Source organism: Falsihalocynthiibacter sp. CO-5D18 (assembly GCF_041205445.1).
Classification (GTDB): domain Bacteria; phylum Pseudomonadota; class Alphaproteobacteria; order Rhodobacterales; family Rhodobacteraceae; genus Falsihalocynthiibacter; species Falsihalocynthiibacter arcticus.
The window spans coordinates 305,441-332,329 of sequence record NZ_JBGFCF010000002.1 but is presented as its reverse complement, the minus strand read 5'-3'; the positions used below and the strand labels follow the sequence as shown (position 1 = coordinate 332,329).

Sequence of the window (26,889 nt, the reverse complement as noted above, 5' to 3'; positions counted from 1 at the left end):
AGTAAAGGACGCAAAAATGCGCCATCCAATTTTTCTAACGCTGTGCTTGAGCAGTGCAATAGCTCTTGCCGCCTGTGAAGACTCGTCGAATTCAGCCGATGTCAAACGTGCGATAAAAGACATTAACGTCATTGACGAGAGCAACCTGAACGACATCATGTTGACGGTTGCAGATCCAAATGAAGGCGTTCTCTATTACAAAAAAGCCGTCCTCAGCGACCCCAGTCGGATGGATTTCCATCGGGGCCTTGCGGTGTCCTTGGTGCGTGCCAAGAAACCCGATGAATCTTTGAGCAGCTGGAAAACCGTTGTTGCAAGCAGTGAAGGGACAAGCACCGATCAGGTTGATTACGCTGACGCGCTGATCCGATCCAATAAGTGGGATGAAGCCGAAGTTGTGCTGGATCAAGTCTCCCCCACAGTCGAAACTTTTAAACGGTATCGCCTCGAAGCTATGGTCGCGGACTCGAACAAAGAGTGGACCAAAGCAGATAGTTACTATGAAACCGCGGTTGGACTGACAACGACACCGGCAAATGTTTTGAATAACTGGGGCTACTCAATGCTGACCCGTGGGAATTATGCTCGGGCCGAAAAGCTCTTTGGCGAGTCAATTTCCTATGACACCAAACTGTTTACTGCCAAAAATAATCTGGTATTGGCTCGGGGCGCACAGCGCAATTACGAAATGCCTATTGTCCCCATGACCCAAGAAGAACGTGCTTTGTTGCTTCACACGATGGCCCTTACTGCCGTCAAGCAAGGGGATGCGGCTACTGGCAAAGGTCTCCTCAAGGAATCGATTGATACCCATCCTCAGCACTTCGAAGCGGCGGTTCGATCCCTGACTGCCCTAGAAGGTGGCGCTTAACTTTGGATTTAGCACTTTCCGCTAGCGCGGCGAAAGTCTTCTTGCCTTTCGTCCTGCCCATTTGTGTCTGGGTCATGTTTAGCGATCTTAAGTACATGAAAATTCGCAATACAGCCGTCCTAGCGTTGGTCGCGATCTACGCGGTTGTCGGCTATTTTGTTCTGCCTTTAGACGTCTATTTTTCCGGCTGGATGCAGGGGCTAGTTATGCTCGTCGTGGGCTTTGTTGCCGCAAGCATAGGTTTAGTGGGCGCAGGAGACGCAAAGGTATTCGCCGCGATTTCCCCTTTCGTTGCGCGAGCGGATATCCCGAAATTTACGATTTTACTCGCAACCTGTTTGCTCGTCGGATTTGTTGCGCACCGGCTTGTGCGTGCTTCGCCTTTGGCGAAAAAACTCGCGCCCGAATGGGAAAGTTGGCATCGCAAAAAAGAGTTCCCTGCGGGGATCTCTCTAGGATTTTTGCTCGCGCTCTACCTCGTACTTGCTGCTTTTTTCAACGTCTAAGACGTCGATCCGAAAGAACCCATAAAGCGGCGTTTCATCCAAGGGCGTCAACAAAACCTTCTCGTGGGCTTGGATTTCCGCGAGCATGGCATTGCGTACCGACAGAAGCGCGGGGCATTTGGGAACAAGAAGGAACTCAGCGTTCTCAAACCCCGGAAGCCCACCATAGTACCACGGTGCCGAACCTTTGGCGGGCGTCATCCCCGCTTCGATCCAATGCGCCGAAATCACGTCGGCCACATAAAGTGCCCCGCCCTTCGCGGGAATAATCTGGGAAATCGCACCCGAAATCGCATGAACTGTCGCGACCACACCCGTTTGGTTCTGACACTCGGGGAACACTATCCCACCTAACATGCGTGGTTCCTTTTCAAGAGGCTCCGAAACAAACCCTTCAAGGCCACTCGCACCGCCATCCTCCCTCTGAAGGGTTGAAACGGATTGGCTTCGGATATTTGCTGTCTGAATGTCCGCAGCGACAATCGGAAGAAAGGGTGCGTAGGAGGCTGTGTTTACGGCGTAATGGTGCAAGCTACTCGTCAGGATGTTCAGATAAACAGGGGCAACAATTGCAAGCGCTGCGCCAGACATAATCGCCGCCACCCCTCGCATACTCCAGCCCATTCCATTGCGTAAATCCCGATCCGGACGGTTGGCCATAAGGAAAACCATGAGGAAAATGAGCCAAATCGGATCATTACCGAAATTCTGGAAAGTGATGTAATAGAAGCCCGGCAAGCAAATCAGAAGGAGAAGGGCCGCTTTGCCTTGCCCTGACTGCCGAAGCGTAACGCAGGCTATAAATGCCACAATTGACGTTGCCAAATACTGCGGAGCGGTCACAAGAGTCATAAGACTTTCACCGGGAAACGGCCGATTTTTAGACGTGGCGACCCGCATCAAATCATCAAAATAGGCACCCCAAAATGTGGCCCCCATCATCAAGGTTGTCGCCGCAACGACACCGAGGCCAGCCAAAATGGCAACGCCGAGGCCCTTTTTATTTTTGTGCAAAAGAAGGCCAACCACTACAGGTATGGCGAACCCCAGAAAAAACGTAACCTTCAAGAGCGCCAAAACGGCCATAATGACCCCAATGACCGCCCCTTCAAACATGCTCGCTCTAGGCGAGGGTATGCGCGGCATCAAAACAGCAAGAGCAAGACCTGTCAGGGCAAGGGCCCAAGCCCACCGGTTGTAATGCACCGATATAGAGGAGGATGTATCGGTTTGCCCGCCAACCATCGAGGTCGCAATCGCAAGGATACTCACGCCAAAAAACACCGCGCCAACCGGCCCAAGTCGCGAAACGCCAATCCAAACAAGAGCGGGTAACAAACAAAGTGCGAGCCCCAATTGAACGATTGCGAAGCTCATCCCAAAACCAACGTCAAAATTAGCCACCCAAAGTACCGGCGCGAACGCAAAAACCCCGATGGGCGTTTGAATATCAGTGTGAATTTCCCCACCCAATCTTAATCGCTGTAAAATATCCAAGAGATGGAGGATGTCGGATTCGTGCTTCCCCAAATACATGCCCCCCTTGGCAAGGGTCAGGCCTGAAAAGACAATTGTGGCTGCGAATAAAATCGTAAAAAGGAGAATTGAATTAATTTGTTTCATGGGTGCCTGCGTTAACTTTTAAGCAACACTAGCTGCAGACCATACGTCTTGCAAAACCTCCTGCGCGATTTTTGTGGTCATTCCTACAAAGCGCGGTAGAATCACCACAAAAAGAGCAGTTCTAACCAATTGGCAAACAAACAGGTATTTCAAATGTCTTATGAATCCACGGGTGTTGTTGCCCCCCCCGCCCCAAAACGTCTCAACGAGATGAACCTCTCGCCTGTGATGATGCGCGACATACTTCTAAAAACGCTGTTTCGGCAGAATATCGAAATGGTGTCTGAAATTGCCAAGGCTGTGTGCCTCCCAATGCCCGTCACCCAAGAATTGGTGGATATGGCCCGCGAGCAACGCTTACTTGAAGCGACAGGGACCCTTCACGCCAACTCGGGCAATGAAATGGGCTACCAACTAACCGATCAGGGTAAAGCACGTGCCTTAGATGCTCTAAGCCAGTCCGAATATTATGGCGCCATGCCGGTCCCCCTCGCGGTCTATCAGGAACAGGTCAAACGCCAATCGATCAGGAATATCATGATCAACAGGGCGCAACTGAACGGCGCAATGGGGCATTTGATCCTACCGCCAACGCTCCTTGATCAACTAGGGCCTGCGGTGAGTTCTGGGCGCTCAATCCTGATGTATGGCCCTCCTGGCAACGGGAAGTCCTCGATTTCGAACGGGATTCGCGACGCGCTTGGCGACAAAATTTTCGTACCGCGCGCCATTGAATATGCCGGTCAGGTGATCACGGTCTATGACCCGATTGTGCACAGTGCTGCAGAAGCGCAGGAGGAGGATCCAAACTCGCTGCGACGTGCCTCCAACCGTTTTGACACACGCTATGTGCGGTGCGAGCGCCCCACGGTTATCACCGGTGGCGAGTTGTCTCTCTCCATGCTCAACCTTGTCTACAACCCAACTTCCCGCACCTATCAAGCGCCTCTCCAGCTTAAATCCACGGGCGGCGTCTTTATTGTGGACGACCTTGGACGCCAAGAGGAGTCACCACAGGCTCTCATCAACCGTTGGATTGTGCCGCTTGAAGAGGGCAAAGATATCCTATCTCTACAATCGGGCGAAAAATTTGAGGTTCCCTTCGACACGCTGGTCATTTTCTCAACCAACTTCCACCCGAACGAGATTTTCGATAGAGCGGCTCTGCGCCGGATCTTCTTTAAAATCAAAATTGATGGTCCCGACCAAGAAGATTACATCAAGATTTTTGCCATGATGGCACGTCGCCGTAAGATGCCTCTTGATGAAGCCGCATTGGTGCATTTGTTGAAAAAGAAATATCCCGAAATCGACAACGTTTATGCCAACTATCAGCCTATCTTCCTGATCGACCAAATGATCGCGATTTGCGAGTTTGAGGGGATACCCTATCAGATGTCCCCCGACCTGATCGACCGCGCATGGGCCAATATGTTCGTAAAAGACGAGGCGATTATTCACTAACAGCTTGGCCCTTCCCTCGCGGAAGGGCTTGGAAAAAGGTTGAAACCACGGCAATCTTCTCCCTGAATGTCAAAGGAGAATGCTATAATGAAACGTGTATCCCTATCGATTGATGGGCCTGTCGCGATTGTTGCGCTCTGTCGTCCAGAAAAACGCAACGCGCTTGATCTGGAAATGATCCAAGCGATTGTCGAAACGGGTGAAGCATTGATGGACCGCAAAGACATTCGCGCGGTAGTCTTATGCGGCGACGGCCCGTCCTTCTGTGCGGGCCTTGATACATCCACATTTGGTACGCTCGTTGCGCAAATGTTCAAAACTGGTGGCATTACGGCGCGTACCCACGGAGACAGCAACCTTTTCCAACGCGCAACTATGGTCTGGCGCGACTTGCCGATGCCTGTGATCGCCGCAGTGCATGGGCACGTTTATGGCGGCGGCTTTCAAATTATGCTCGGCGCAGACATGCGGATCGCACGGCCAGACAGTAAGTTTTCGATCCGCGAGGGAAAATGGGGGCTCATTCCCGACATGGGAGGCATGGCCCTTCTGCCGCAACTCGCCCGCGCAGACCTTATCCGGAAATACATATATTCCGCTGAGGTTTTTGAAGGCAATGCAGCACTGAACGCGGGCTTCATCACCGAAATCAACGATGATCCCAAAGCCCGCGCACTTGAGATCGCTTGTGATATTGCGACCAAAAACCCCGATGCTATCCGTGTTGCCAAGGAATTAATTACAGAAATCGAACATGCGAGTGTACCTGACGTACTCATGGCGGAATCTGTAGCACAAGCAAAACTCTTAGGTACACCCAACCAGATGGAGGCCATCATGGCTGGGTTAGAGGGCCGAAAAGCGAACTATAAAGACCCCGTCTAAGCCGTCAGCCCCTCAGGTTCAGCTAGCCCGTTCGCGCGGCAGGTTGCTGTCAGTGTGTTTGCAAGCAAGCACGCAATCGTCATGGGGCCAACACCCCCCGGCACCGGTGTAATAGCGCCAGCAACTTCCTTGACCGACGCAAAATCCACGTCGCCAACAAGGCGTGTCTTGCCCTCGCCTTTTTCAGGGGCAGGAATTCGGTTAATCCCCACATCAATCACAGTTGCGCCCCTCTTGATCCAATCCCCCGTTACCATCTCTGGCCGCCCAACGGCGGCCACAACGATGTCCGCAGCTCGGACGACACTTGGTAAATCCTTCGTGCGACTGTGGGCGATTGTTACCGTACAGCTATCCCCAAGAAGTAGGCTCGCCATAGGCTTGCCCACAATATTTGAGCGCCCAATGACCACAGCGTTCAAACCAGAAAGCGAACCGTGGAACTCGCGCAACATCATCAAACAGCCGAGCGGCGTACAAGGCACCATAGATTTTTGCCCCGTTCCTAAACGCCCAACATTGGAAATATGAAACCCATCGACGTCTTTGGAAGGATCAATGGAATTGACCACCAGATCCTCGTTTAAATGCGCAGGAAGCGGCAACTGGACCAAAATGCCATTCACGCTAGGATCGGCATTTAGCTTCGCAATCAGCGCCAACAAGTCGCCTTCAGGGGTATCCACTGCCAACTTGTGCTCAAAGGAATTCATGCCAACTTCGGTCGTCATTTTTCCCTTAGCGCGCACATAAACTTGGCTCGCAGCGTCTTCGCCAACCAACACAACGGCCAACCCCGGTGTAATGCCATTTTCATCGCGCAATCGGGTTACGTGGGTGGCCACTTTCTGACGCACTTCGGCTGCAAATGTTTTGCCATCAATCAACGTTGCTGTCATCGGGGCTCTCCTTGGGTGAGTTTAGAACGGCTTCTTCACGGGCAATCGAAAACCCGATCATTTCGCGCCATATGGATTCTGCGAGTGCTGGCGCAAGGCCAGCAACCCGAGCCTGTGACGTGACTTTTTCAACGACATCTTCGACTCGAGCGGGGATGTTTGCCGGCAGGCCATCACGCATTTTGATCTCGGCGGCACGGTCGATATACTTCAACCGTAACGCCAGTTTCGAGACCAATTCACGGTCCAGCGCATCGATTTCGACGCGCAATTCCGTCATGTTTTTACAGTTTTTTGGGTCGCGCATGGGCATTCCATAGTTTAGGTCGCCTTCTCATACGCCAATACGCGCCCACCCTCAATGCGTCTAAAACAACCCTTCAATCTCCCCTTGGGGATTGAGTTTTATCGTCTCTGCGGACGGCACGCGCGGCAGACCGGGCATCGTCATGATCTCCCCGCAAATCGCGACGATGAACCCAGCTCCCGCCGCAAGCCGAACTTCCCGTACAGGCACAGAATGACCCACAGGTGCACCGCGCAAATCTGGGTCGGTTGAGAAACTATACTGTGTTTTTGCCATACATATTGGGAGATGGCCAAATCCAGCATCTTCCCATGTGCGCAGTTGGTCGCGAATTTTCTTGTCCGCAAGGACTTCGTCGGCGCGGTAAATTGACTTTGCAATCCGCTCTATTTTTTCAAACAGTGGAAGGTCGTCGGGATATAGTGGCGCAAATTGGCTGATACCAGCATCCGCAATCTCCGCGACACGCGTTGCCAGTTCAGTGATTCCCGCAGAGCCCTTTTCCCAATGCTTACAGAGAATCGCTTCAGAACCTTGTGACGCGACATAGTGTTTGACCGCTTGGATTTCAGCGTCTGTGTCGCTTGTGAAATGGTTGATTGCAACGACGACGGGCACCCCAAAGGATTTCATGTTGCCAATATGGCGTCCTAGGTTCGCACAGCCATGCTCCACAGCCTCGACGTTTTCCGCGCCAAGATCGCCTTTGGCGACGCCCCCATTCATTTTCATGGCGCGCACTGTGGCGACCAATACGACGCAATCAGGCGCAATGCCCGCCTTGCGACATTTGATATTCATGAACTTTTCGGCACCTAGGTCCGCGCCGAATCCAGCTTCTGTCACAACATAATCGGCCAGTTTTAGGGCCGTAGTGGTGGCGATAACCGAGTTACAGCCATGTGCAATATTCGCAAACGGGCCACCATGAACAAAGGCTGGATTGTTTTCGAGCGTTTGAACAATGTTGGGTTGCATCGCTTGTTGCAACAACACGGTCATCGCCCCATCCGCCTTAAGATCCCGTGCGTAAACGGGTGTGCGATCCCGACGATAAGCGACAATAATATCCCCAAGACGTTTTTCGAGATCCTTCAAATCCGTGGCCAAACACAAGATCGCCATGACTTCGGACGCCACCGTAATGTCAAAACCTGTTTGGCGTGGGAAACCGTTCGCAATCCCACCCAATGACGTCACGGTGTCGCGTAGGGCACGGTCATTCATATCGAGAACGCGGCGCCAAACCACACGACGCTCGTCGATTTCAAGTTCGTTGCCCCAATAGATATGGTTGTCGATCATGGCCGCCAACAGGTTGTGGGCCGACGTTATGGCATGGAAATCGCCCGTAAAATGGAGGTTCATATCCTCCATTGGTATAACCTGCGCATAGCCACCACCGGCGGCGCCACCCTTCATCCCAAAGCACGGACCCAGCGATGCCTCGCGAATACAGATTGCGGTTTTCTTTCCGATACGATTGAGGCCATCCCCCAAGCCAACGGTCGTTGTGGTTTTACCTTCGCCCGCCGGAGTCGGATTAATCGCGGTCACAAGGATGAGTTTGCCGTCAGTTTTACCCTTGAGGCCTTTGATGAAGTCGGCGCTGACCTTGGCTTTGTCATGACCGAAAGGCAAAAGATGATCTGTTGGAATGCCAAGTTTTTCGCCAATTTCCTGTATTGGTTTCTTGTTGGCTTCGCGTGCAATCTGAATGTCGGTTTTGAAAGTCATTATGGCCTCTGGTTCAAGGGTGCTTCACAACTGCTATACCTTGCCAGAACCGGTGCCACAGGCGCAATTCCGACATATCCCCCATAGAAAGCGCCGTGATTTGTTTCACATGGGAAAGATTGGGGCCATTGAGTGGAAGAAAGCTTCGCTCACGCTTCGGATTCTGCGATCGCCATGGCCAGAATTTTTGTCGCTTTTTCAAAATGATCCAGCTTGTGAGTTTCAATCCACCACGTCGCGGCCTCCATCAATCTGACAGGGTCGTCATTTCGATTGGCGAAAAATGCATAGAACGATAGGCCGACGCCTTCGCCCTTTTGCGCAATTTTTTGGGTGCAAACTGTGATAATTTTTGCGCGTAGGCCGGCGTGCATAAAGTGTTCTTTCCAAAAAAAACGCCACGAGAATTCCCGTGGCGTTTAAAATCTTATGGGTGAAAAACTAAGCTGATGGCTCTGGCTCCATACCACCGTCCAACTTTGGCTTTTTCGGTTTCGTTTTTGGAACTGCTGTCAAACTTGGCTTGGAACCTTTGTCCGACTTGTCATCATTGTCGTCGCTCACATGAGGTGACTCGCCGCGCACAACGCGGGCTATTTCCTCACCCGTTAGGGTTTCGTACTCAAGCAACCCTTGCGCCAAACGTTCAAAATCTTCGGCGCGCTCTTCGATAATACGCACCGCAGTGGCATAGCCCTCATCGATCAGCACTTTAACTTCGCTTTCGATCAATTCTTTTGTTGCCGCAGAAACCGAGAACCCGCCGACACCGCCCATGGAATCATACCCATTTGCCGCCTCCTGATAGTCGATATTGCCCACTTTATCGGACATGCCATAGCGCATGACCATGGCGCGCGCCAAAGCTGTCGCCTGCATGATGTCGCCTACGGGACCGCTGGAAACACTATCCGCGCCGTATTTGAAAATCTCGGCGGCTTTCCCTGCCATCGTCATGGCAATGCGTTGCTTGGCTTCGTCCTTAAACATTTGCAGACGGTCCATTTCGGGAAGACTCATCACCATGCCCAAAGCGCCACCACGTGGAATAATTGTGGCCTTGTAAACCGGATCACATTTCGGCAACGTAATCCCCACGATCGCGTGGCCAGCCTCGTGATAGGCCGTTTTTTCTTTTTGATCCGCCGTCAGAACCATGCTGCGACGCTCCGCGCCCATCATAACTTTGTCTTTGGCCATTTCAAAATCATGCATGGTCACAAAATTGCGCCCAATGCGCGCGGCCATCAAGGCACTCTCATTCACAAGGTTAGCAAGGTCCGCCCCAGAGAAACCTGGAGTACCGCGCGCAATGATCCGCAGATCAACGTCGGGGCCAACAGGGACTTTAGCAGCGTGAACATTCAGAATTTTCTCGCGACCTTTGATATCTGGATTTGGAACTTGAACTTGGCGGTCAAAACGACCGGGGCGTGTTAGTGCTTTGTCCAGAACATCGGCACGGTTTGTCGCGGCAAGAAGGATCACACCTTCGTTGCTTTCAAAGCCATCCATCTCGACCAGAAGTTGGTTGAGAGTTTGCTCGCGCTCGTCATTGCCGCCGCCATGGCCGGAACCACGATGGCGCCCAACCGCGTCAATTTCGTCAATAAACACAATACAAGGTGCGTTCTTTTTGGCCTGTTCAAACATGTCGCGCACGCGGCTTGCGCCCACGCCGACAAACATCTCAACAAAATCAGAACCCGAAATGGTGAAGAAAGGCACACCCGCTTCGCCCGCAATCGCACGCGCTAGCAATGTTTTACCGGTACCTGGAGGGCCCACAAGCAAAGCACCTTTAGGAATTTTACCACCCAAGCGGCTAAATTTTTGTGGATTTCGCAGGAATTCTACGATTTCTTCGAGCTCTTCCTTAGCTTCGTCAATACCTGCAACATCATCAAATGTTACTCGGCCTGATTTCTCGGTCAGCATTTTGGCCTTGGATTTGCCAAAGCCCATCGCGCCGCCTTTGCCGCCACCTTGCATACGGTTCATCATAAAGAACCAGAAACCAATCAGGAGAATGACAGGACCAAACAGCCAAATGATACGACTAACCGATGAGGCTTCCTGAGAAACGGCGGTTACTTCGACGCCTTGATCAAGAAGCATTTTCGTAACTTCAGCGTCCTTAGGAATAATCGCCCAAGCCTCTTTATTATCTAGCCCAACAAAGGTGACGCGTTCGCCATCAACTTTTGCTTGCGTGATTTGACCGGCCTCAACCGCAACGGCAAAATCCGAATAGGCGTACTCACTGCTAGACAGTGTCGTTTGATTGCCGCTGAAAAGCTGGAACAATGCAATAAAAAGCAGACCCAAAACGATCCAAAAAGCGAAACTTCGAGCGTTGCCCAAGGGACATCTCCTTACGAAAATTAACAGAACGGTAGAATCCGAGCGTCGTCACCTACCTAAAATAAGGATCACAGCGAAATCTTCAATGCGATAAAAGGATTCTGATCAAATCTTCCTTATCACGAAGAGGTGTCGCCACCAAGTATTTGTGCTTTTTGGCCAGTGGCGCCGCAACGAGTTCTGCGCCGACCCATACCGATGGAGAGGACAGGAGCGACTGCCTCTTGCGCCCAGATGCACGCCACTCGGGGCAAGCAGCGAGGCCCTGCTCGCCGAGTGCACCGACCCTAGCATGTTCTGGAAATCCTCCAGAAATATGCCAACGATTATCCCAGTCAAACGCGGCACTTCCATGTGTCTCAACGGGTTCCGAGACCGCAGAAAGCTCCCTAAATATCCTTATTTCATTGGACTTCAAGGTCAAAATACAGCCAGAAAGCGTACTCGTTCCTTGGTCAGTAAGCTGCGCAAATACTTGCGTCAATGCCCGCGAACGTGGAGAGTATTCAGATGGAGAAACCCAAGAAAGTGCACCGATAAGCAAGCGCCTTTGGATGTCCTCTGGCATTTTTTTGAGCTGCTCCCAGTCGAGCAACGCGTCGCCATCTTCAACCTTCATCGCTGCTTCGGCTTCCTTGGCCGCGTAAGTTTTCAATGCGATTGAAGCCTGTTTTAAATTTTCTGCTACCTGCGTTATTTTTTTTGTTTCTAGCCCGCAGGCTTCCAATTCCCGCAAAACGGAGCGCATTTTCACCCGCTCAAATCTGGAATCTTGGTTAGAGGGGTCCTCGAACCATGTCGCACCACGTTCCCGAAGAAACATTCGCAGCGACTCGCGGCGCATTGATAGGAGTGGACGCGTAAAGAGCATTCCTTCTCGCTCAAACTCCGACCGCATACGCGCGAGTCCGTCGACACCAGAGGAACGTGCAAGACGCATCAAAAACGTCTCGGCGACGTCGTCGGCGGTATGCCCGAGGGCAACGGTTGCTACCCCGCCGGCAACGGCCCACTCTGCGATTAAATGATAGCGCGCGCGGCGGGCCTGTGCTTGCAAATTGCCCTGACCGTCCCAATTGTCCCAAACCAAAATGTCATGCGGAATCCCGCGTTGTGCGCAAATTTCCCCAACCCACTTAGCTTCGTTTCGCGCCTCTTTACGCAATCCGTGGTCAACCGTCGCAACCAGCAATTCGCTGTTGGTTTCGCGTGCCCAATCCGCAGCTAATTCAAGCAATGCCCTCGAATCCGAACCACCCGAAACTGCGAGCCCAAGGGTACGACCGACAAAAGGCGCCAGCTTTTCTGCCAGCGCCTTTTGCAATTCTTTGTCGTGAAGTTCGGGTTCGATCAACTGCAGCCCAAACCACTCAAAGATGATTGCGCTTGGCCTACGATTTCGGAGGACGGGAAGCGTGTTTCGACCTCGCCAAGCATCAAACAGGCTTCATTTGTTTGGCCAAGCGCACCCAAAGAAACGCCCAGCTTAAGCAAGGCTTTTGGCGCAAACGCTCCGTTGGGATCGCCGGAGAAACTGGCCAGAAAAGCCCGCGCGGCTGAAGAGGTTTCCGACAGGGATTCATAGGATGTCCCGCGTAAAAAATGGGCTTCCTGCGACAGTCTGCTACCTGGATAGTTCGTGGTGAAAGCGTCGAATTTCTCCACGGCGTCAGTGAAATTTCCGGCGTCCATCGCCGCTTTCGCCGCTGCAAAGTCGGCCTCTTCACCAACCGCCAATTGCACGCTATCTGTAGGTGCCTGAGCCGTATTCACAGCCGACGTATCGCCGCCCAATGTGCTGCCCAATGTCAAACTACCGATGTCGCATTTTGGTTCAAGCTCACAAATCCGGAATTCTAAATCCCCAATCCGATTGGTGCCATCCGTGACAACCCGGTCAAGCCGCAATTCAATCTCTTCTGAACGTGCGGTTACACTTTGCAGCTGGGCCTCTAGGGTCTCAATTCGCTCAATCAAACTGCCATTGTTCTGGCCACCATTTGCACCACCCGTCGTGGACAATTCCCGCTTAAGCTTTTGTATTTCTACATAAACAACGGAAAGTTCCTGACGGATGTCGGCAAGGGTCTGATCCTGTGCTGCGGCAACCCCACCCATTCCAAAGCTCAGGAACGAAGCTGCAACAATACCTGTCAGTGCCCTACGAGATGTTGAAAAACCAATCTGATACCGCATGCGCTAGACTCCAGCACCAGCGGCTACAACGGTGACAGAACGGCGATTGAGCGCGTAACAACTTTCCTGGGAACAAATCTCGATTGGGCGTTCTTTGCCATAGCTCACCACTTGCAGACGGCTGCTTGAAACGCCTTGTGACACCAAGAATTGCTGTGCGGCGTTTGCACGACGCTCGCCAAGTGCAAGGTTGTATTCACGCGTGCCTTGTTCGTCCGCGTGCCCTTGTACGATCGCGGTATAGGCCGTGTTTTCCATCAACCAACGGGCTTGAAGCGTTAGAATATCTTTCCCCTGTTCGCTTAAGGTGCTTTGATCCACGGCAAATAGAACGCGGTCGCCAATCGTTGTGTTGAAATAGGCCACACTGCGCGGATCATTTGCATCGCCATAGCCACCGCTGGTGCTTGAACCGTCGCCATAGCCACCGCTTCCTAACGCGTCTGCATTTTTATTGCTACATGCCGCGAGCCCAAGGACTGCAATCAGCAAAACCACTTTCGAAATATGTACCATTAGAAGTTCCACTTCGTTTTTACAAAGGGGATCCCTTTGCATTTCCCTCGTTATTTCAGCTTCGCCGCCTTATTTCAACAGCGGTGACCATGCGGGATCACTTGCCGCCCCTGGGGTGCTTATCCGTTTAAGGTTACGCCCAGTTGCATCCACGGAATAGAGCGCCGCGGTTCCACTTGCACCGGAGGTTTCGCGGGTAAACATAATCACACGCCCGTTTGGCGACCAAGTAGGCCCCTCATCAAGAGTCGACGTTGTTAACAACCGCTCTTCGCTGCCATCCGTGCGCATAACACCAATGTGGAAGCGGCCCCCATCTTGCTTGGTGAAGGCGATCAAATCACCACGCGGAGACCACACCGGCGTACCATAACGACCGGACCCCTTGCTGATCCGGCGCGCTTCACCGCCGTTGGACGACATAATATAAACCTGCTGCCCACCGCTTCGGTCGCTCTCGAACACGATCTGGCTCCCGTCAGGCGAATAGCTCGGCGCTGTTTCAATTGCGGGTGTATTGGTCAGGCGTGTCGGCACTCTTGACGCAAGGTTGAGCGAATAAATATCTGTATTGCCCCCCCGTGAAAGGGAATAGACGACCGTTTGGCCATCTGGCGAGAAACGCGGTGCGAAACTCATACTGCCTTCTTGGCTTTCGAGGAGACTGCGCCCCACAGTGGCCACATCCAAAAGGTAAATCCTCGGAAAGCCAGAGTCATAGGACGTATAAAGGACGCGATCACCCGTTGGGGAAAAACGCGGCGCAAGCACCAAGGAGGAATCATTGGTCAAATATTGAACGCCCGCCCCGTCATAATCCATCACCGCAAGCCGTTTTTTACGGTTATCCTTAGGGCCACTTTCGGCAACATAAACAACGCGACTGTCAAAATATCCACCTTCACCCGTGATCCGGCTATAGACGGCATCCGCAACCTTGTGGGCCATCCGACGCCAACTATCTGTGGTGCCAACGAATTGAAGTCCCTCACCCTGCGCTTGCCCTGTTACGACATCAAACAGACGAAACTTCACAGTAAGGCTTGATCCGTTGACGCTCACCGCCCCCGTTACAAGGGCTTGGGTGTTGATCGCGCGCCAATCCGAATATTGGATCGGGCTGGCGAAACTAGTGACTTGGGAAATATACGCGCTTTGCGGGATTTCCCGAAACAAGGCGCTTCCTTCCAAATCGCTGACAACGACACGACTGATTTGCGTGGCAATATCCGTCGCCGCCGCGTTTTCGCCGATGAAGTTTGGCACCGCAATTGGCATGGGCTCAATCTGACCCTGATCAATTGTGATCCGCAGGGGTTCTGCCAAAACGGGTGTAATTGCGCTCGCAAAAGTGAGGGCAACCAACATAGTTAATTTACGGAACATAGTCATCTATTCCTCATCTTTTCTGGGTCAAACGTAATTTCAATTTCTTTCCAATGATCGTATTTTTCGGCCGGAAGATCAAAACCTTTGGCACCGCACCGAATAATTGCGCGACGTGCCGCCTCAAAGGCTTGGTTTGCAGCGGCTTGTCCACCGCCACTAAACGAAATCATACGCAGGGAACTGCTAACAGGCTTGCCGTCCAATCCCACATCCAAACCAACAATTACAATCGTGCGCAAGGCTTCACTTGATAGCGTACCAACATTCCAACATTCGGAAACCGAGATGCGCAACGCGTCTTTCTCCCCTTCAGATAAGGGGGGACCACTTGGAGCGGATTGCGTCACTGGCGCTACATTTGCTTCATTCAAGGCCGCCATAATATCCGCGTTTTGGGTGGACGGTGGCGCTGGGGGCGTCGTCGGTGTCGGCGTAACCGTGGGGGTAGGTTTTGGCCGTTCTGGGCGCGCGGGAGGGCGCGCGGAAGAGGCTGGCGCAGAAGCGGGGGGAGCCACGGCTTCGGAAACGATACGGTCACTTGTCTCCTCGGGGGCGGTCGTTTGTTCAACCTCTGGCGCAGGTTCAGGGATTTGCGCCGGTTCATCGACAGATTCTATGGCCTCTTGGGGAATGTCATCCACCGCCGCGTCAGGGGTTTCATTCACAACAGGTTGCGGGGCGACACGCTGCGATGGCCGTGGAGACGCGGTGGGTGCCGTTGGGGCGAGCGGCACCACAAGGGGGTCTGGCGATTGAATAGTTGATGGGGGCTGATCATCCACAACCGTTGGCGCGCTGGGTTGAATGGGTTCGTCTGGTGCCGCCGGCTCTGGTGCATCGGGCGTCGCGGCCTCCGGCTGACTAGGCTGAGCACCGGTTGCGGCCGGAAGCTCGGGTGGCGACAACGCCGCGAACTCCTCTGACGTCAAAAGAGAAACCTGTGTGTTTTCAAGCGTAGGTGAATCCTCGGCACGCAAAAACAGGCCCCCCAAAAGAAGCCATATTATTATGCCTGCATGCGCAGTGCCTGAAGTATAGAAGCCGGTTTTCACGTTGTACCGTTATCCGTCGTTGCCGTTCAAACGGGGCCCGCCCGTCTCGGTTACTAGGCCGATATTGTTGAACCCGCCAGCATTCAGCGCACCCATGATCTGGACCACGTCTGAATAGGGAATACTGCCGTCTGCACGCAAAAACACCTTGTTATCATCACGCTCTTCCGCAATTGCGATAAGCTTGGTGAGCAAGTCCTCACGGGCGATTTCCGTACTCATGAGTACAACTTGCCCCTCTGCTGTCAGGGTGATTGTCAGGGGTTCTTCCTGCTCGCTCGGCAAGGCTTTCGCCGCCGTTTTGGGCAACTCCACTGGCACACCAACCGTCAACATTGGCGCCGCGACCATAAAAATGATCAGCAAAACCAACATCACATCCACAAACGGAGTAACGTTAATTTCCGCCATTGCTTTGGATCGACCACGGCCGCGACGGCCGCGTCGTCCGCCACCGCCACCACTTTGCACCACTCCAGCGCCCATATCAGCTATCCAACTGACGGCTTAGAATGGTCGCAAACTCATCTGCAAAACCTTCATAACTTGACACGATCCGATCGCTATCGGCAGACAGCTTGTTATAAAACACAACCGCTGGAATCGCCGCAAGTAGGCCAAGTGCGGTAGCAAGAAGCGCCTCCGCAATCCCGGGCGCAACAACTGCTAGGTTCGTGCTTTGCTGCATCGCGATTTCCTCAAAGGCGTTTTTAATGCCCCAAACTGTACCAAAAAGCCCAACAAAAGGTGCCGTCGCGCCGACCGTAGCCAAGAACGACAGACCATGCGTAAGAGATTCGCTTTCCTTTGAAATCGCCACATCCATGGAGCGGTCAATCCGTGCCTGCGCGCCTGCGATTAAGCCGCCATCCTGACGATGCGACCGCCGCCACTCTAACATTCCTGCTGAGAAAATCTTCTGCGAAGACCCTTTTGGGTCGCCTGCGATTTGGTCAAAGAGCTCGTCCAAAGGTTCGCCCGACCAAAAAGCCTGATCAAAGTCGGTAGATTCTCCACGCGCACGCTTAAATCCAATGGATTTTTGAATAATGATCGCCCACGACCAAAAAGACGCGATAATCAGAAGGATCATCACAAGTTTTACGGTGAAAGTTGCACGTAAAAAAAGCGCCATGAAGGAGAAATCAATCTCCTGCGCCATCGCAAGGGTATCTGTTTCCATATGCCTGCTCGTTTATAAAGGCCGGTGTTCCGGCTCTGATTAGTTGATGTTTTATAGCACTCCCACAGGAAAAGCTATGATTTGCAAACAGCACGCCAAAAATGACGCATAATTAGGAGGCGATGTGGCGAATTTCCGCCGGTAATCGCGTTGGGGCCCCATCCGACAGGCGAATTGCAACCAATGTTACAAGTGCCGTGAATAAAATCGTATCGCCACGCTTAACGTCTTGCGCCATTGCCATCCGTGCGCCAGTGACCGCCTCCAACGAAGTTTCGACCGTGAGAACATCGTCAAATAAAGCTGGTGCCAGATAATCCGCTTCAAGGCGGCGTACGGCAAAAACCACGCCTTTTTCTTCCTTTAAACTTACCTGATCAATACCGTGGTCGCGGACGAATTCTGATCGTGCGCGCTCGATAAACTTCAAATAATTCGCATAATATACAATGCCCGCCAAATCGGTGTCTTCGTAATAAACGCGCAATGGGAAGCGATGAATCATTCGGCACTCACAGGTTTTGGCGGCAGGGCAAAATGCACCATGCCAACGCTTAATGGATTAGACAACTGAAGACGTAGGCGGAATCCGTGCAAAAAGGCGAAGCGCATGACTGCTGTCGGTTGCGACGGAGGGAAGGATCGGGTCGTATCCCGCTTGGATAATCTGCGCGATTTCGGGCCGTAAAACTGTGTGACCCGTATCAGGGTGGATTGCCAAAGGGGACGCCGTGGCAAAAGCCTGATCGCCCCACAGCAGTATCATTTGCACCATCTGACCAAGCGAAAGGACGTCGGCTGGAATTTGCGAGAGGGCCTCATCCATTCGCAAAAATAGGAAACCAGCTTTGATCGCGCCGTGGGTATCAAACCTGAAAAAGCGATACTGATTGGCGTTGGCATTGGTCAGTCGCGGCAAAAGCGCATCCATTTCGGGGATAAGGCCATCCATATCTGGCACGCCCTTAAGTTCGTCCCAGTCCCGTAGGAAAAACACCCACAGGTTAGACCCAAACTCTGGGTCCGTTTCCACAATGTCGTGCCGCGCAAGCGCGGTGACTGCTTCAAGAGCGCCCTTCACCACGGCCAGTGTTTCGTCTTCAACCCCAAAAACAACGGGCGCGATAGGCCTGCCCCAACGGGAAAACCCATAAGCACCGTTTCGCTGAAACAGCGCCGAAATATCTTCAGGTGAGGTCATCACATCGTTCCCTTTGACATCGGATTGAACCGAGATTGGGATATGTTTTCAAGGGCAGCAATGCAAGCTTTAGTCGTCAAACATTTGCGTTTGCCCTGGGGGGAGGGGCGCATTTAGCCCAAGGTGGGTCCATGCTTTTTGAGCCAGCATCCGTCCGCGTGGCGTGCGCTGAATCAGACCTTGCTGAAGGAGGAACGGCTCAATGACCTCTTCCAAGCTGTCGCGACTTTCAGACAGCGCCGCCGATAGGGTTTCAATGCCTACTGGCCCCCCACCATAATTTTCGGCGACGAGCTTAAGGTAGCGACGATCCGCACCATCCAAACCGAGGTGATCCACCCCAAGCCGCGTCAGTGCATGATCCGCGAGCTTGCGGGTAATCTTGCCACCGTTTTCAACAAGCGCAAAGTCCACAACGCGGCGCAAAAGCCGTCCTGCGATCCTTGGTGTCCCGCGTGCGCGCCGCGCGATCTCCATTGCCCCATCGGGTTCTGTCGGGACATGCAAAAGCCTTGCGCCACGGGTCACAATTTCATGCAATTCCTCGACGGTATAAAATTGCAAACGCGTCGGAATGCCGAATCGGTCGCGTAGCGGCGTTGTCAAAAGCCCCATGCGGGTGGTCGCCCCGACAAGCGTAAACGGCTGAAGCTCAATACGGACAGTACGTGCCGCGGGCCCTTCGCCAATCACCAAATCAAGCTCGAAATCCTCAAGCGCTGGATACAAAACCTCCTCAACAGCCGGATTTAATCGGTGAATTTCGTCGATGAACAAAACATCTTTGGCCTCAAGATTGGTGAGGATGGCCGCAAGATCACCTGCCTTTGCCAGCACAGGCCCACTCGTCATGCGGAAATTCACGCCCAACTCGCGCGCCATAATCTGGGCAAGCGTAGTTTTGCCCAAACCGGGAGGGCCGTGAAACAAGACGTGATCCATTGCTTCGTTACGCTGTTTTGCGCTTTCGATGAAAATTCGAAGATTTGCCCGAACTTCCGCCTGGCCGATAAATTCTTCCAGGATTTGAGGACGCAATGCGCGGTCCGTATCTTCGGGACGCACTTCTGGCCGCAAGTCTGGGTCGGGTTGGAACACATCACTCATAGTCTAGCCCTTCGGAGCAAGCAGGCGCAGCGCTGCGCGAATAAGGTCGGGCGTTTCAACGTCAGGAGTGTCCATAGCAGCCTGCGCCACGCCTCGCGCGGCTTCGCTGGGATTATACCCCAAATTGGTCAACGCCGAGAGCGCCTCGGATTGCGCCGCAGCAAAATTTCGAACAGGTACCGATGAAGTGGCTTTCGGAGTCTCGATCACGACATCATCGTCCGCATCCACAACTGGCGCAACGGTGCCCTGCGCCATCGACAACGACCCGCCCAGTGCCATCACATTTGGCGCTTTGTCTTTGAGTTCCAAAACAACACGCTGTGCGGTTTTTGGCCCAATGCCTCGCGCGGCTTTAACGGCATTCCAGTCGCCCAGCGTAATCGCGCGGCCAACGCCTTCGGGCCCAAGGGCGCCCAAAATCGCCAAGGACGCCTTAGCCCCAACTCCTTGCACAGACAAAAGCAAACGATGCCATTCCTTTTCAACCAAGCTTGTGAAGCCAAAAAGTTGCAACAAATCTTCGCGCACCAAAAGCTCCGTATAGAGCGCAACTGCTTCGCCGACCTGTGGTAACGCGGCCAAAGTGCGCTCAGAAACATAGACCAAATATCCAATGCCGCGCACGTCGATCATCACATGATCGGTGCTGCGATATTCCAAACGCCCTGAAATCTTGCCTATCATGCGGCCCCCTGTCGCTCTGCACGTTTCACTGCTTTTTCCAAATGGTTGGCGGATTGTGCATGATGAGCATGACAGATCGCAATCGCAAGAGCATCCGCGGCATCAGGCCCCGCAAGAACACATCCCGGCAACAACATAGACACCATATGCGCGACCTGCCCTTTGTCGGCATGGCCAACCCCGACAACGGTTTTCTTTACTTTGTTTGGGGAATATTCGCCAACGGGCAAACCCGCTTGAGCAGGAACCAACATCGCAATACCGCGCGCCTGACCCAATTTAAGGGTGCCCGCGCCATCCTTATTCACAAAGGTTTGCTCAACGGCCGCTGTATCTGGGGCGTATTGCTTAAGGACGCGCGTCAACTGGCTGTGCAAGGATAATAAACGTTCCGCCAATTCGGCCTTTGCATCCGACGTACAAACCCCGTTTGCCACATGTGACAGGCGCACCCCCGTGACATCAATAACGCCCCATCCAAGATTCCTAAGACCGGGATCGATTCCCAATACACGCATATTACATCCTGTCTGCTCTGGATTTGGCGTTTGCCGCCATTATCGCTTGCGGCCAGCAATAGCACGAAACGCGAACATTTGCCAAGAGATTGCCGCACGAACCTTGTTTTTATGCCCAGAAGACACATCGTTTTCGTAGCGTTTACAGGGGTTTCCGCCCGTTTTTGACCACCAAGGTTTCAGCTATGCACAAAACGCATGCGGGATATGCGGGTGTCGCCACTTGTTTGGGCGATTTAATAACCCTATTTGCCATTCAAGATAAAACGAAATCATCAATACACACAAAAAAGGATGCCTAGCATGGCTGTTACATATTCTTCCGGAACAATCGCAAACGGCGCCTCAATTGGTGGTCGCGTTTTCGGCGCCCTCGCAACTCTTTTCGGAACATTCGCTGACTGGAACGACACCCGCGCAACACGCAATGCACTGAGAAAACTTTCCGACCGCGAATTGGACGACATCGGCCTTTGCCGCCAAGACATCGAACGCATTTAAAAAACGACAACACTCACGGTGAGAACCTGCGTCTATTTTAGGATAGCGCGGGTTTTTTGCGTTTTTGACTCCTCAAATAGAAAAAGCCGCACCAGAGGCCATGGTGCGGCTTTTTCGAAGTAAAACTGAAGGATCGAGAGAGACACCAATCGAATCCGGCACATATTACTTTAAGTATTTCCCGATAGTTTCCGCCGTCATTTTGGTGACCGGATCGGCCGCCATGGCGAATGCACCGACCTTTTCAAAGGCAGTTCCCGCTTCAAGCTTGGCAACGCGAGCGTCGTAGGTAGCCGCGCCAAGGTGCGCAAGCAACATCCCTTTAAGAACGAAAAAGACTGCAAGCGTTAGAAAAACACCACGCCAAGGAAAACGAGGGGTACGGCGGAGCGTACGCGTCGCAATCAGGCCGTCATCGTCCACGACCAACGTAGAGCCATTTCTGGCCTGCTTGTGTTTACGCTTATTAATGCGAGACACACGCTTGGCAAAATCTTGCATATTTGCATCAGCCATATCCGGCTCCGTCAGTTGGCCCCCACCAACAATGTTATTCTCAAGGTGAAATGTGGCAAAATCAAGGCGAATAAGGCAAAATCAGGGAGTTTCACCCTCACCTCAGCCTTTTTTCTGGAGCAAAAGAGTGGTCCATTCAACAATCTCGGTGCGAGAGATAAGATTGAACTCATTCTGTGCATAAACCTCGACCACAGAATCTGCCTGCTCGTTCAGAATCCCCGAGAGAATCGCATAGCCCCCCGCTTGAATATTAGCCTTCATGTCAGGCGCGAGGCCAATAAGAGGGCCCTTGAGGATGTTTGCAAACACCAAATCATAGGGTGCTTTCGCTACAAGTGTTGGATGATTAAAGCCCGCAGCTTCGACACACTGCACCTGCTCCAAAAGGTCGTTAGAGCGCACATTGGTCATGGCAACGTCGACCGCAACTTGATCGATATCGCTCGCCATCACCCTGTTAGGCCAAATGCGCGCGGCGGCCATAGCGAGCACGGCGGTTCCACACCCGATATCCGCCACATTTTTGCCGACAAAACCACCGCTCGCCAAGCCATCCAGTGCCCGAAGGCACCCCAACGTCGTGCCGTGGTGGCCCGTTCCGAAGGCCATCGCGGCATCGATCAACAAAGGAATGGAATCCTCAGGAACCGTATCCGCATCGTGGGTGCCGTAGACATAAAAGCGGCCCGCCTTAACGGGCGACAACTCGCGACGCACATGTGCAACCCAGTCGACGTCTGGCACCTCAGATACGACAAATGGTTTTGCACCCGACATTGTCTCAAGCAATGCCAATTCGGTCACATCGGGCATCTCGGTGAAATAGCCCCCAACTTCCCAAAAACCAGACCCGTCCTCAACTTCGAACACGCCTACACCCGTGGGTTCAGACGTCATATTCTCCATGGCTTCGCCAAGCGAAGTCGCTGCGGCTTTGCCGTTGAGCGTTGTGAGTGCGGTATAAGTGGCCATAAGGTCCTCGTGCAGAATACGCCAATTGGTTTCTGTTCTATTCCGGCGTAAGGTCTTGTCCCGCACGGGTCAAGACGCGTTGATCAATCCCGCCTAGACGGCCACACCGATAGGGCATGTCACCCCTGTTCCGCCGATGCCACAATACCCACTTGGATTTTTCTCAAGGTATTGCTGATGATATCCTTCCGCGAAATAGAAGGTGTTCGCGGGCAGAATTTCAGTGGTAATCGCACCGTGCCCGTTGCGCCGCAAACGATGTTCATAGACCGCCATGCTGGCCTCGGCCTTTTCAGCTTGCGCTGCATTGAACGTGTAAATCCCAGAGCGATACTGTGTGCCGCGATCATTGCCCTGACGCATGCCTTGCGTTGGGTTATGGCCTTCCCAGAAATGCTGAAGCAGGGTTTCATAGGAGATTTTCTTGGGATCAAAGATTATCCGCACAACCTCATTGTGGCCAGTTTGTCCGGTGCAAACCTGCTCATACGTACAGTTTTCGGTAAAGCCGCCGGAATAGCCAACCATCGTCAGGTAAACGCCCTCGATTTGCCAAAAGATCCGCTCAACGCCCCAAAAACATCCCATGCCAAACATGGCTTCTTCCATGCCCTCCGGCACGTCAGAATTGAGGGGAATACCAGAGAGAAAATGAACATCCGCAGTGGGAACCGGTGCTTCTTGTCCCGCAAGCGCACGGTCTTCTTTCACCATTGTCTCTTTTTTCGTACCAAACATGACGCGCTCCCATTTCTATTCCGTATATCGTCAATATAGGAGCGATGTAACGTAATTGCTACTCTGCCACTGCCAAGTCACGTCCAGAAAAAACCGTTTCATATCCAGGTGTGGGATGGCGCGGGATGAGCAGCGCGAGGAGGAACGAGCCGCATGCGATCCCTGCGGCGGCAAAAAACACGGCGGCCGGAGACACGACCCATAACAGGCCAAGTAGAATGGGCAAAAACACCGCCGCAATATGATTGATCGTAAAGGCAACAGCGGCCGTTGGGGCAATATCACTTGGGTCTGCGATTTTCTGGAAATAGGTTTTGAGCGCCAATTTCAACGCAAACAACATGTGATCGACCACATAAAGCACCATCGCCAAAAGCACGCCCCAATTGAAGAAATAGATACCGCCATAAGCAAGAAACACCAAAACGAGGCCCGTGTATTCAATCAAAAGCATACGCCGCTCGCCAAAACGCGCAACCAACCCGCCAAACATGGGGGACAGAGCAATATTGGCGACAAGGTTAATCATAAAGAGCCCCGTCACTTCGTGCACGTCAAAGCCAAAGCGTTCAACCAGCATGAAGCCCGCAAAAACAACAAAGATTTGCCGACGCGCACCCGCAAAAAACTCCAACGCATAATAGAGCCAATAGCGTTTGCGCAAAACGACCTCGCGGCGTTGCACCACTTTGTTCTCAAACTGCGGAAAGCCAAACATGCAATACAGGGCAATCAACGCGCAACTGCCTCCCGACAGCAGGAACACAATGTTATACGTGAGCGCCAACGGCTCCCACAACAGGACAATCAGCCCGTAGGACACCAAAGTCGCCGCTGATCCCACAGCCCCGAGAATACCAAGGATTCTTGGTGCGCGCTCTTTTGAAAGCCACTGAAGTTGCAGCGATTGATTGACCGTCTCGAAATAATGGAACCCAACAGAACTCAGAAAGGTAATCATCAGAATACCGCCAAGGCTTGGGAAATACGCCGTAACCGCTGTCGAGACTCCAAGCAGGATGAGCGAGACCATCGCCAAAACCTGCTCGCGCACAAACAGTAAGACGGCGATCACGCCAATAGCTAAAAAGCCAGGAATTTCGCGAATTGAGTGGAGCATACCGATATCGGCACCATCAAATTGAGCGACCTCGATAACGAAGTTATTTAGCAGCGCGGACCACGTCGCAAAAGCCAGTGGAAGCGCAATCGCCGTCAAAACCAAATAGGCAATGGGGCGGCGCCATACGGGAAGTTGATCCACGTTTTCGAGAGGGTAAGTTTTCATTCGATTTTCCTACGCAGAAATTTGCGCCAAGGGAAGCAATGTTTAAAAAAAGTTCTGCGGATCAATGTCGACCGAAAGGCGTAATGTGTTTGGGATTTTAAATTGCGCAATCCACTTGGTCAGCGCCTTTTGCAGCGGTACATTTTTTGGGGCTTTCACCAAAAGGCGCACGCGATGGCGGCCACGGACGCGGGCAATAGGTGCCGGCGCTGGGCCAAAAACTTGCGCGCCTATGGCCCGCAGCGGCCCATCCATCCGCGCCATTTCTCCACCTAAATCAAAGACTTCCTGCACGTCGGTTGAGGACAAAACAATCCCCGCCATACGCCCATAGGGTGGCACGCCCGCCTCCATACGTTCCGCCGCTTCTGCCCGCCAAAACTGTTCTTCTTCACCCGACAAAATTGCCCGAATAACAGGATGCTCCGGTTGGAAAGTTTGTAAAAGCGCCGTGCCTTTTTTCGCCGCACGCCCTGCCCGTCCCGACACCTGTCGCATCAGTTGAAAACTGCGTTCGGCAGCGCGCAGGTCACTGCCCTGAAGACCCAAATCCGCGTCAATGACTCCCACCAATGTAAGGTTGGGGAAGTTGTGCCCCTTGGCCACAAGCTGCGTGCCAATCACAATGTCCGCGCCCCCTTGGGCAATCGACACAATCTGCTCCTTAAGCGCGCGGGCCGAACTAAACAAATCGCTCGACAATACCGCGACACGAGCGTCGGGGAAAAGTTCGGTCACTTCTTCCGCCAAGCGCTCAACTCCGGGTCCGACGGGCGCAAGTTTCCCTTCGACCTTGCAGCTCGGACATTCAATCGGCATCGGCTTTGTCTCGCCGCATTGGTGGCACACCAGACGCTTTTGAAAACGGTGTTCCACCATCCGCGCGTCGCAAAATTCGCATCCGATTTGCTCACCACAGGCCCGACACAGAGTCGTCGGCGCATAGCCACGACGGTTGATGAAAAGCAACGCTTGCTCCCCTGCATCAACGCGCATTTGCACTGCGGCTTTTAACGTCGGCGAAATCCAGTGATTGCTTGCCAACTTCTCACTGCGCATATCAATCGCACGCATTTCCGGAAGTTGCGCTTCACCAAACCGGCTGGAGAGATCAAGACGTTTATACTTGCCCGCCTCCGCGTTGGCCCAAGTTTCAAGGCTAGGGGTAGCCGACGCCAAAACAACTTCCGCCGCGCAATATGTGGCCCGCAAAACCGCCATATCGCGGGCCGAATACAAAACGCCTTCTTCCTGTTTATAGGACGTGTCGTGCTCTTCATCGACAACGATCAACCCGAGGTCGCGAAAGGGCAAAAATAGCGCAGATCGTGCACCAACAACCAACTCGGCCCCGCCCGCCCCGACCATCCGCCAAACACGACGGCGCTCGGTCATGGTAACGCCGGAATGCCACTCAGCAGGTTTCGCACCAAAGCGTTTTTCAACCCGCGTCAAGAACTCTGCCGTCAAAGCAATCTCGGGCAAAAGGACCAACGCCTGCCGACCCAAACGCAAACATTCTGCGACCGCCTCAAGATAAACTTCGGTTTTCCCCGATCCGGTCACACCCTTCAAAAGCACCGTCGAATAGGCCCGATCCGCCACGCCCTCGCGCAATTCAAGCGCCGCGCCATTTTGATCGCCCTCAAGCGCGACACCGCTAAAGTCATGCCGCAACAGTGGAAATGGCACGTCGCGTGGCGTGTCTTCTTCGCGCACAGCCCCCTGTTTTGCGAGGCCTTTTACAACCGACGACGTTACCCCTGCCATGTCGGCCAATTCCTTGAGCGTAAAGGACATGTCGCCATAATCCTCTAGCACAGCCAATACTTTTTCACGCGCGGGCGTCATGCGGTCGGGTGTTCCAGTCCCCATGCGAAAAATTTTACGCATCGATGGCGGATTAAAAAGCCCCGGCGCGCGGGTTGCCAACCGAACCATTTGGGACAAAGGCGTTAGGGTATATTCCGCTGACCGCACGAGGAATTCGCGCATATCTTGGCCCATTGGCGGCACATCCAACACACGGCTTACCGCGCGAATTTTCGACGGATCAAACCGCCCTTCACCAACGCCCCAGATAACACCCAAAACTTTGCGTGGCCCCAAAGGCACCTCGACAAAATCGCCCGTATTGCATCCGCCCTCTGGTGATTTATAATCCAAGAACCGATCAATCGGTTGGGTGGTCATCACGGCAACCTGCGCGCCGCGCGCAAATTCTTGCCCATCGTCAGACGCAAAATCAGACTCGCCACCAAAATCAGCCCCAAAGCCAAACTGATCAGACATGTTTCGCCCCCTTTTGGGGTTCCAGCAAAGTCTGAGTTGAGGTACATAGGCGCCGGATAGAGCCCAACCTAACT

The 26,889-nt window shown here is 53.0% G+C and carries 28 protein-coding genes; 5 read left to right on the top strand and 23 right to left on the bottom strand.

The features are described from left to right. Positions 1-16: 16 nt before the first annotated feature. Both AB9F27_RS04150 and AB9F27_RS04145 read left to right on the top strand, forming a co-directional pair. Positions 17-871 (top strand): tetratricopeptide repeat protein, encoded by an 855-nt coding sequence (locus tag AB9F27_RS04150; protein ID WP_369757574.1) that lies wholly within the window; start codon positions 17-19, stop codon positions 869-871. A 2-nt stretch (positions 872-873) separates the two neighbouring features. Beyond that, positions 874-1,377: a prepilin peptidase gene (locus AB9F27_RS04145; RefSeq protein WP_335585029.1), complete on the top strand. Its 504-nt coding sequence runs from the start codon at positions 874-876 to the stop codon at positions 1,375-1,377. On the opposite strand, the gene AB9F27_RS04140 is transcribed toward AB9F27_RS04145, so the two are convergent. Beyond that, positions 1,324-3,000, bottom strand: a complete 1,677-nt coding sequence (locus tag AB9F27_RS04140; protein ID WP_369757573.1) for a hypothetical protein — start codon at positions 2,998-3,000, stop codon at positions 1,324-1,326. The two genes, AB9F27_RS04145 and AB9F27_RS04140, sit on opposite strands and share 54 nt — an antisense overlap. A gap of 153 nt (positions 3,001-3,153) precedes the next feature. On the opposite strand from AB9F27_RS04140, the gene AB9F27_RS04135 reads away from it, so the two are divergent. Both AB9F27_RS04135 and AB9F27_RS04130 read left to right on the top strand, forming a co-directional pair. Next, positions 3,154-4,464, top strand: a complete 1,311-nt coding sequence (locus AB9F27_RS04135) for an ATPase (RefSeq protein ID WP_039001494.1) — start codon at positions 3,154-3,156, stop codon at positions 4,462-4,464. A gap of 87 nt (positions 4,465-4,551) precedes the next feature. Then, complete coding sequence (locus AB9F27_RS04130; protein ID WP_335585031.1) at positions 4,552-5,349, top strand: crotonase/enoyl-CoA hydratase family protein; 798 nt, start codon at positions 4,552-4,554, stop codon at positions 5,347-5,349. On the opposite strand, the gene folD is transcribed toward AB9F27_RS04130, so the two are convergent. From folD to ruvC, 17 genes are all read right to left on the bottom strand, one after another. Then, the gene (gene folD, locus AB9F27_RS04125; protein WP_335585032.1) at positions 5,346-6,248 is read right to left on the bottom strand and encodes a bifunctional methylenetetrahydrofolate dehydrogenase/methenyltetrahydrofolate cyclohydrolase FolD; all 903 of its coding nucleotides are present in this window, start codon (positions 6,246-6,248) and stop codon (positions 5,346-5,348) included. The two genes, AB9F27_RS04130 and folD, sit on opposite strands and share 4 nt — an antisense overlap. Continuing rightward, the gene (locus AB9F27_RS04120) at positions 6,229-6,555 is read right to left on the bottom strand and encodes a chorismate mutase (protein ID WP_335585033.1); all 327 of its coding nucleotides are present in this window, start codon (positions 6,553-6,555) and stop codon (positions 6,229-6,231) included. Before AB9F27_RS04120 ends, folD begins: the two co-directional genes overlap by 20 nt. Positions 6,556-6,615: 60 nt before the next feature. After that, positions 6,616-8,292, bottom strand: coding sequence for a formate--tetrahydrofolate ligase (locus AB9F27_RS04115; RefSeq protein ID WP_335585034.1), 1,677 nt, complete (start codon positions 8,290-8,292; stop codon positions 6,616-6,618). Positions 8,293-8,441: 149 nt separating this feature from the next. Then, complete coding sequence (locus tag AB9F27_RS04110) at positions 8,442-8,666, bottom strand: DUF6500 family protein (RefSeq protein ID WP_335585035.1); 225 nt, start codon at positions 8,664-8,666, stop codon at positions 8,442-8,444. 67 nt (positions 8,667-8,733) lie between these two features. After that, positions 8,734-10,656, bottom strand: coding sequence for an ATP-dependent zinc metalloprotease FtsH (gene ftsH, locus AB9F27_RS04105; RefSeq protein WP_335585036.1), 1,923 nt, complete (start codon positions 10,654-10,656; stop codon positions 8,734-8,736). Between the two features lie 82 nt (positions 10,657-10,738). Next, positions 10,739-12,010, bottom strand: a complete 1,272-nt coding sequence (gene tilS / locus AB9F27_RS04100) for a tRNA lysidine(34) synthetase TilS (RefSeq protein WP_369757572.1) — start codon at positions 12,008-12,010, stop codon at positions 10,739-10,741. Next, a complete protein-coding gene (ybgF, locus tag AB9F27_RS04095) occupies positions 12,007-12,852 on the bottom strand; it encodes a tol-pal system protein YbgF (RefSeq protein WP_369757571.1) in 846 nt (281 codons plus the stop codon). The genes tilS and ybgF overlap by 4 nt, the downstream gene beginning before the upstream one ends. A 3-nt stretch (positions 12,853-12,855) precedes the next feature. Continuing rightward, a complete protein-coding gene (gene pal, locus AB9F27_RS04090; protein WP_335585333.1) occupies positions 12,856-13,368 on the bottom strand; it encodes a peptidoglycan-associated lipoprotein Pal in 513 nt (170 codons plus the stop codon). Between the two features lie 69 nt (positions 13,369-13,437). Then, the gene (gene tolB / locus AB9F27_RS04085; RefSeq protein ID WP_335585332.1) at positions 13,438-14,754 is read right to left on the bottom strand and encodes a Tol-Pal system beta propeller repeat protein TolB; all 1,317 of its coding nucleotides are present in this window, start codon (positions 14,752-14,754) and stop codon (positions 13,438-13,440) included. 2 nt (positions 14,755-14,756) lie between these two features. Further along, a complete protein-coding gene (locus AB9F27_RS04080; RefSeq protein WP_369755018.1) occupies positions 14,757-15,809 on the bottom strand; it encodes an energy transducer TonB in 1,053 nt (350 codons plus the stop codon). 9 nt (positions 15,810-15,818) lie between these two features. Then, on the bottom strand, positions 15,819-16,295 hold the full coding sequence (tolR, locus tag AB9F27_RS04075; protein ID WP_335585330.1) for a protein TolR: 477 nt from the start codon (positions 16,293-16,295) through the stop codon (positions 15,819-15,821). A gap of 1 nt (position 16,296) precedes the next feature. Continuing rightward, on the bottom strand, positions 16,297-16,992 hold the full coding sequence (tolQ, locus tag AB9F27_RS04070; RefSeq protein WP_335585329.1) for a protein TolQ: 696 nt from the start codon (positions 16,990-16,992) through the stop codon (positions 16,297-16,299). 112 nt (positions 16,993-17,104) lie between these two features. After that, positions 17,105-17,497: a tol-pal system-associated acyl-CoA thioesterase gene (ybgC, locus tag AB9F27_RS04065; protein ID WP_039001505.1), complete on the bottom strand. Its 393-nt coding sequence runs from the start codon at positions 17,495-17,497 to the stop codon at positions 17,105-17,107. A 57-nt stretch (positions 17,498-17,554) separates the two neighbouring features. After that, a complete protein-coding gene (locus AB9F27_RS04060; RefSeq protein ID WP_335585328.1) occupies positions 17,555-18,193 on the bottom strand; it encodes a hypothetical protein in 639 nt (212 codons plus the stop codon). 69 nt (positions 18,194-18,262) lie between these two features. Next, positions 18,263-19,300 carry a Holliday junction branch migration DNA helicase RuvB gene (gene ruvB / locus AB9F27_RS04055; RefSeq protein WP_335585327.1) on the bottom strand — a complete coding sequence of 346 codons (1,038 nt, stop codon included), beginning with the start codon at positions 19,298-19,300 and terminating at the stop codon, positions 18,263-18,265. Positions 19,301-19,303: 3 nt separating this feature from the next. Next, positions 19,304-19,987, bottom strand: coding sequence for a Holliday junction branch migration protein RuvA (gene ruvA / locus AB9F27_RS04050; RefSeq protein WP_335585326.1), 684 nt, complete (start codon positions 19,985-19,987; stop codon positions 19,304-19,306). Continuing rightward, entirely contained in the window at positions 19,984-20,505 is a 522-nt protein-coding gene (gene ruvC, locus AB9F27_RS04045; protein WP_335585325.1) for a crossover junction endodeoxyribonuclease RuvC, read from the bottom strand. The genes ruvA and ruvC overlap by 4 nt, the downstream gene beginning before the upstream one ends. A gap of 303 nt (positions 20,506-20,808) precedes the next feature. Between ruvC and AB9F27_RS04040 the strand changes: the two genes are divergently transcribed. Next, positions 20,809-21,006 (top strand): DUF1127 domain-containing protein, encoded by a 198-nt coding sequence (locus AB9F27_RS04040; RefSeq protein ID WP_335585324.1) that lies wholly within the window; start codon positions 20,809-20,811, stop codon positions 21,004-21,006. A gap of 165 nt (positions 21,007-21,171) precedes the next feature. On the opposite strand, the gene AB9F27_RS04035 is transcribed toward AB9F27_RS04040, so the two are convergent. The 5 genes from AB9F27_RS04035 to AB9F27_RS04015 all read right to left on the bottom strand — a co-directional run bounded on the left by AB9F27_RS04035 (position 21,172) and on the right by AB9F27_RS04015 (position 26,716). Next, a complete protein-coding gene (locus AB9F27_RS04035; RefSeq protein WP_335585323.1) occupies positions 21,172-21,522 on the bottom strand; it encodes a hypothetical protein in 351 nt (116 codons plus the stop codon). Positions 21,523-21,624: 102 nt separating this feature from the next. Next, the gene (locus tag AB9F27_RS04030) at positions 21,625-22,497 is read right to left on the bottom strand and encodes a 50S ribosomal protein L11 methyltransferase (RefSeq protein ID WP_335585322.1); all 873 of its coding nucleotides are present in this window, start codon (positions 22,495-22,497) and stop codon (positions 21,625-21,627) included. A 93-nt stretch (positions 22,498-22,590) separates the two neighbouring features. After that, a complete protein-coding gene (msrA, locus tag AB9F27_RS04025; RefSeq protein WP_335585321.1) occupies positions 22,591-23,235 on the bottom strand; it encodes a peptide-methionine (S)-S-oxide reductase MsrA in 645 nt (214 codons plus the stop codon). A gap of 58 nt (positions 23,236-23,293) precedes the next feature. Beyond that, positions 23,294-24,523 carry an MFS transporter gene (locus tag AB9F27_RS04020; RefSeq protein ID WP_335585320.1) on the bottom strand — a complete coding sequence of 410 codons (1,230 nt, stop codon included), beginning with the start codon at positions 24,521-24,523 and terminating at the stop codon, positions 23,294-23,296. Between the two features lie 42 nt (positions 24,524-24,565). Beyond that, positions 24,566-26,716 carry a primosomal protein N' gene (locus AB9F27_RS04015; protein ID WP_407067044.1) on the bottom strand — a complete coding sequence of 717 codons (2,151 nt, stop codon included), beginning with the start codon at positions 26,714-26,716 and terminating at the stop codon, positions 24,566-24,568. Between the last annotated feature and the right edge of the window lie 173 nt (positions 26,717-26,889).

Coding starts and splice junctions, on each gene's coding strand:
- ruvA (WP_335585326.1), bottom strand. CDS start 19,987: ATGATAGGCAAGATTTCAGGGCGTTTGGAATATCGCAGCACCGATCAT.
- AB9F27_RS04035 (WP_335585323.1), bottom strand. CDS start 21,522: ATGGCTGATGCAAATATGCAAGATTTTGCCAAGCGTGTGTCTCGCATT.
- AB9F27_RS04130 (WP_335585031.1), top strand. CDS start 4,552: ATGAAACGTGTATCCCTATCGATTGATGGGCCTGTCGCGATTGTTGCG.
- ruvC (WP_335585325.1), bottom strand. CDS start 20,505: ATGCGTGTATTGGGAATCGATCCCGGTCTTAGGAATCTTGGATGGGGC.
- AB9F27_RS04150 (WP_369757574.1), top strand. CDS start 17: ATGCGCCATCCAATTTTTCTAACGCTGTGCTTGAGCAGTGCAATAGCT.
- AB9F27_RS04120 (WP_335585033.1), bottom strand. CDS start 6,555: ATGCGCGACCCAAAAAACTGTAAAAACATGACGGAATTGCGCGTCGAA.
- AB9F27_RS04115 (WP_335585034.1), bottom strand. CDS start 8,292: ATGACTTTCAAAACCGACATTCAGATTGCACGCGAAGCCAACAAGAAA.
- AB9F27_RS04040 (WP_335585324.1), top strand. CDS start 20,809: ATGGCTGTTACATATTCTTCCGGAACAATCGCAAACGGCGCCTCAATT.
- folD (WP_335585032.1), bottom strand. CDS start 6,248: ATGACAGCAACGTTGATTGATGGCAAAACATTTGCAGCCGAAGTGCGT.
- AB9F27_RS04110 (WP_335585035.1), bottom strand. CDS start 8,666: ATGCACGCCGGCCTACGCGCAAAAATTATCACAGTTTGCACCCAAAAA.
- AB9F27_RS04020 (WP_335585320.1), bottom strand. CDS start 24,523: ATGAAAACTTACCCTCTCGAAAACGTGGATCAACTTCCCGTATGGCGC.
- tolB (WP_335585332.1), bottom strand. CDS start 14,754: ATGTTCCGTAAATTAACTATGTTGGTTGCCCTCACTTTTGCGAGCGCA.
- AB9F27_RS04135 (WP_039001494.1), top strand. CDS start 3,154: ATGTCTTATGAATCCACGGGTGTTGTTGCCCCCCCCGCCCCAAAACGT.
- msrA (WP_335585321.1), bottom strand. CDS start 23,235: ATGTTTGGTACGAAAAAAGAGACAATGGTGAAAGAAGACCGTGCGCTT.
- AB9F27_RS04030 (WP_335585322.1), bottom strand. CDS start 22,497: ATGGCCACTTATACCGCACTCACAACGCTCAACGGCAAAGCCGCAGCG.
- pal (WP_335585333.1), bottom strand. CDS start 13,368: ATGGTACATATTTCGAAAGTGGTTTTGCTGATTGCAGTCCTTGGGCTC.
- tolR (WP_335585330.1), bottom strand. CDS start 16,295: ATGGGCGCTGGAGTGGTGCAAAGTGGTGGCGGTGGCGGACGACGCGGC.
- AB9F27_RS04060 (WP_335585328.1), bottom strand. CDS start 18,193: ATGACCTCACCTGAAGATATTTCGGCGCTGTTTCAGCGAAACGGTGCT.
- ybgC (WP_039001505.1), bottom strand. CDS start 17,497: ATGATTCATCGCTTCCCATTGCGCGTTTATTACGAAGACACCGATTTG.
- ybgF (WP_369757571.1), bottom strand. CDS start 12,852: ATGCGGTATCAGATTGGTTTTTCAACATCTCGTAGGGCACTGACAGGT.
- AB9F27_RS04015 (WP_407067044.1), bottom strand. CDS start 26,716: ATGACCACCCAACCGATTGATCGGTTCTTGGATTATAAATCACCAGAG.
- tolQ (WP_335585329.1), bottom strand. CDS start 16,992: ATGGAAACAGATACCCTTGCGATGGCGCAGGAGATTGATTTCTCCTTC.
- AB9F27_RS04140 (WP_369757573.1), bottom strand. CDS start 3,000: ATGAAACAAATTAATTCAATTCTCCTTTTTACGATTTTATTCGCAGCC.
- ruvB (WP_335585327.1), bottom strand. CDS start 19,300: ATGAGTGATGTGTTCCAACCCGACCCAGACTTGCGGCCAGAAGTGCGT.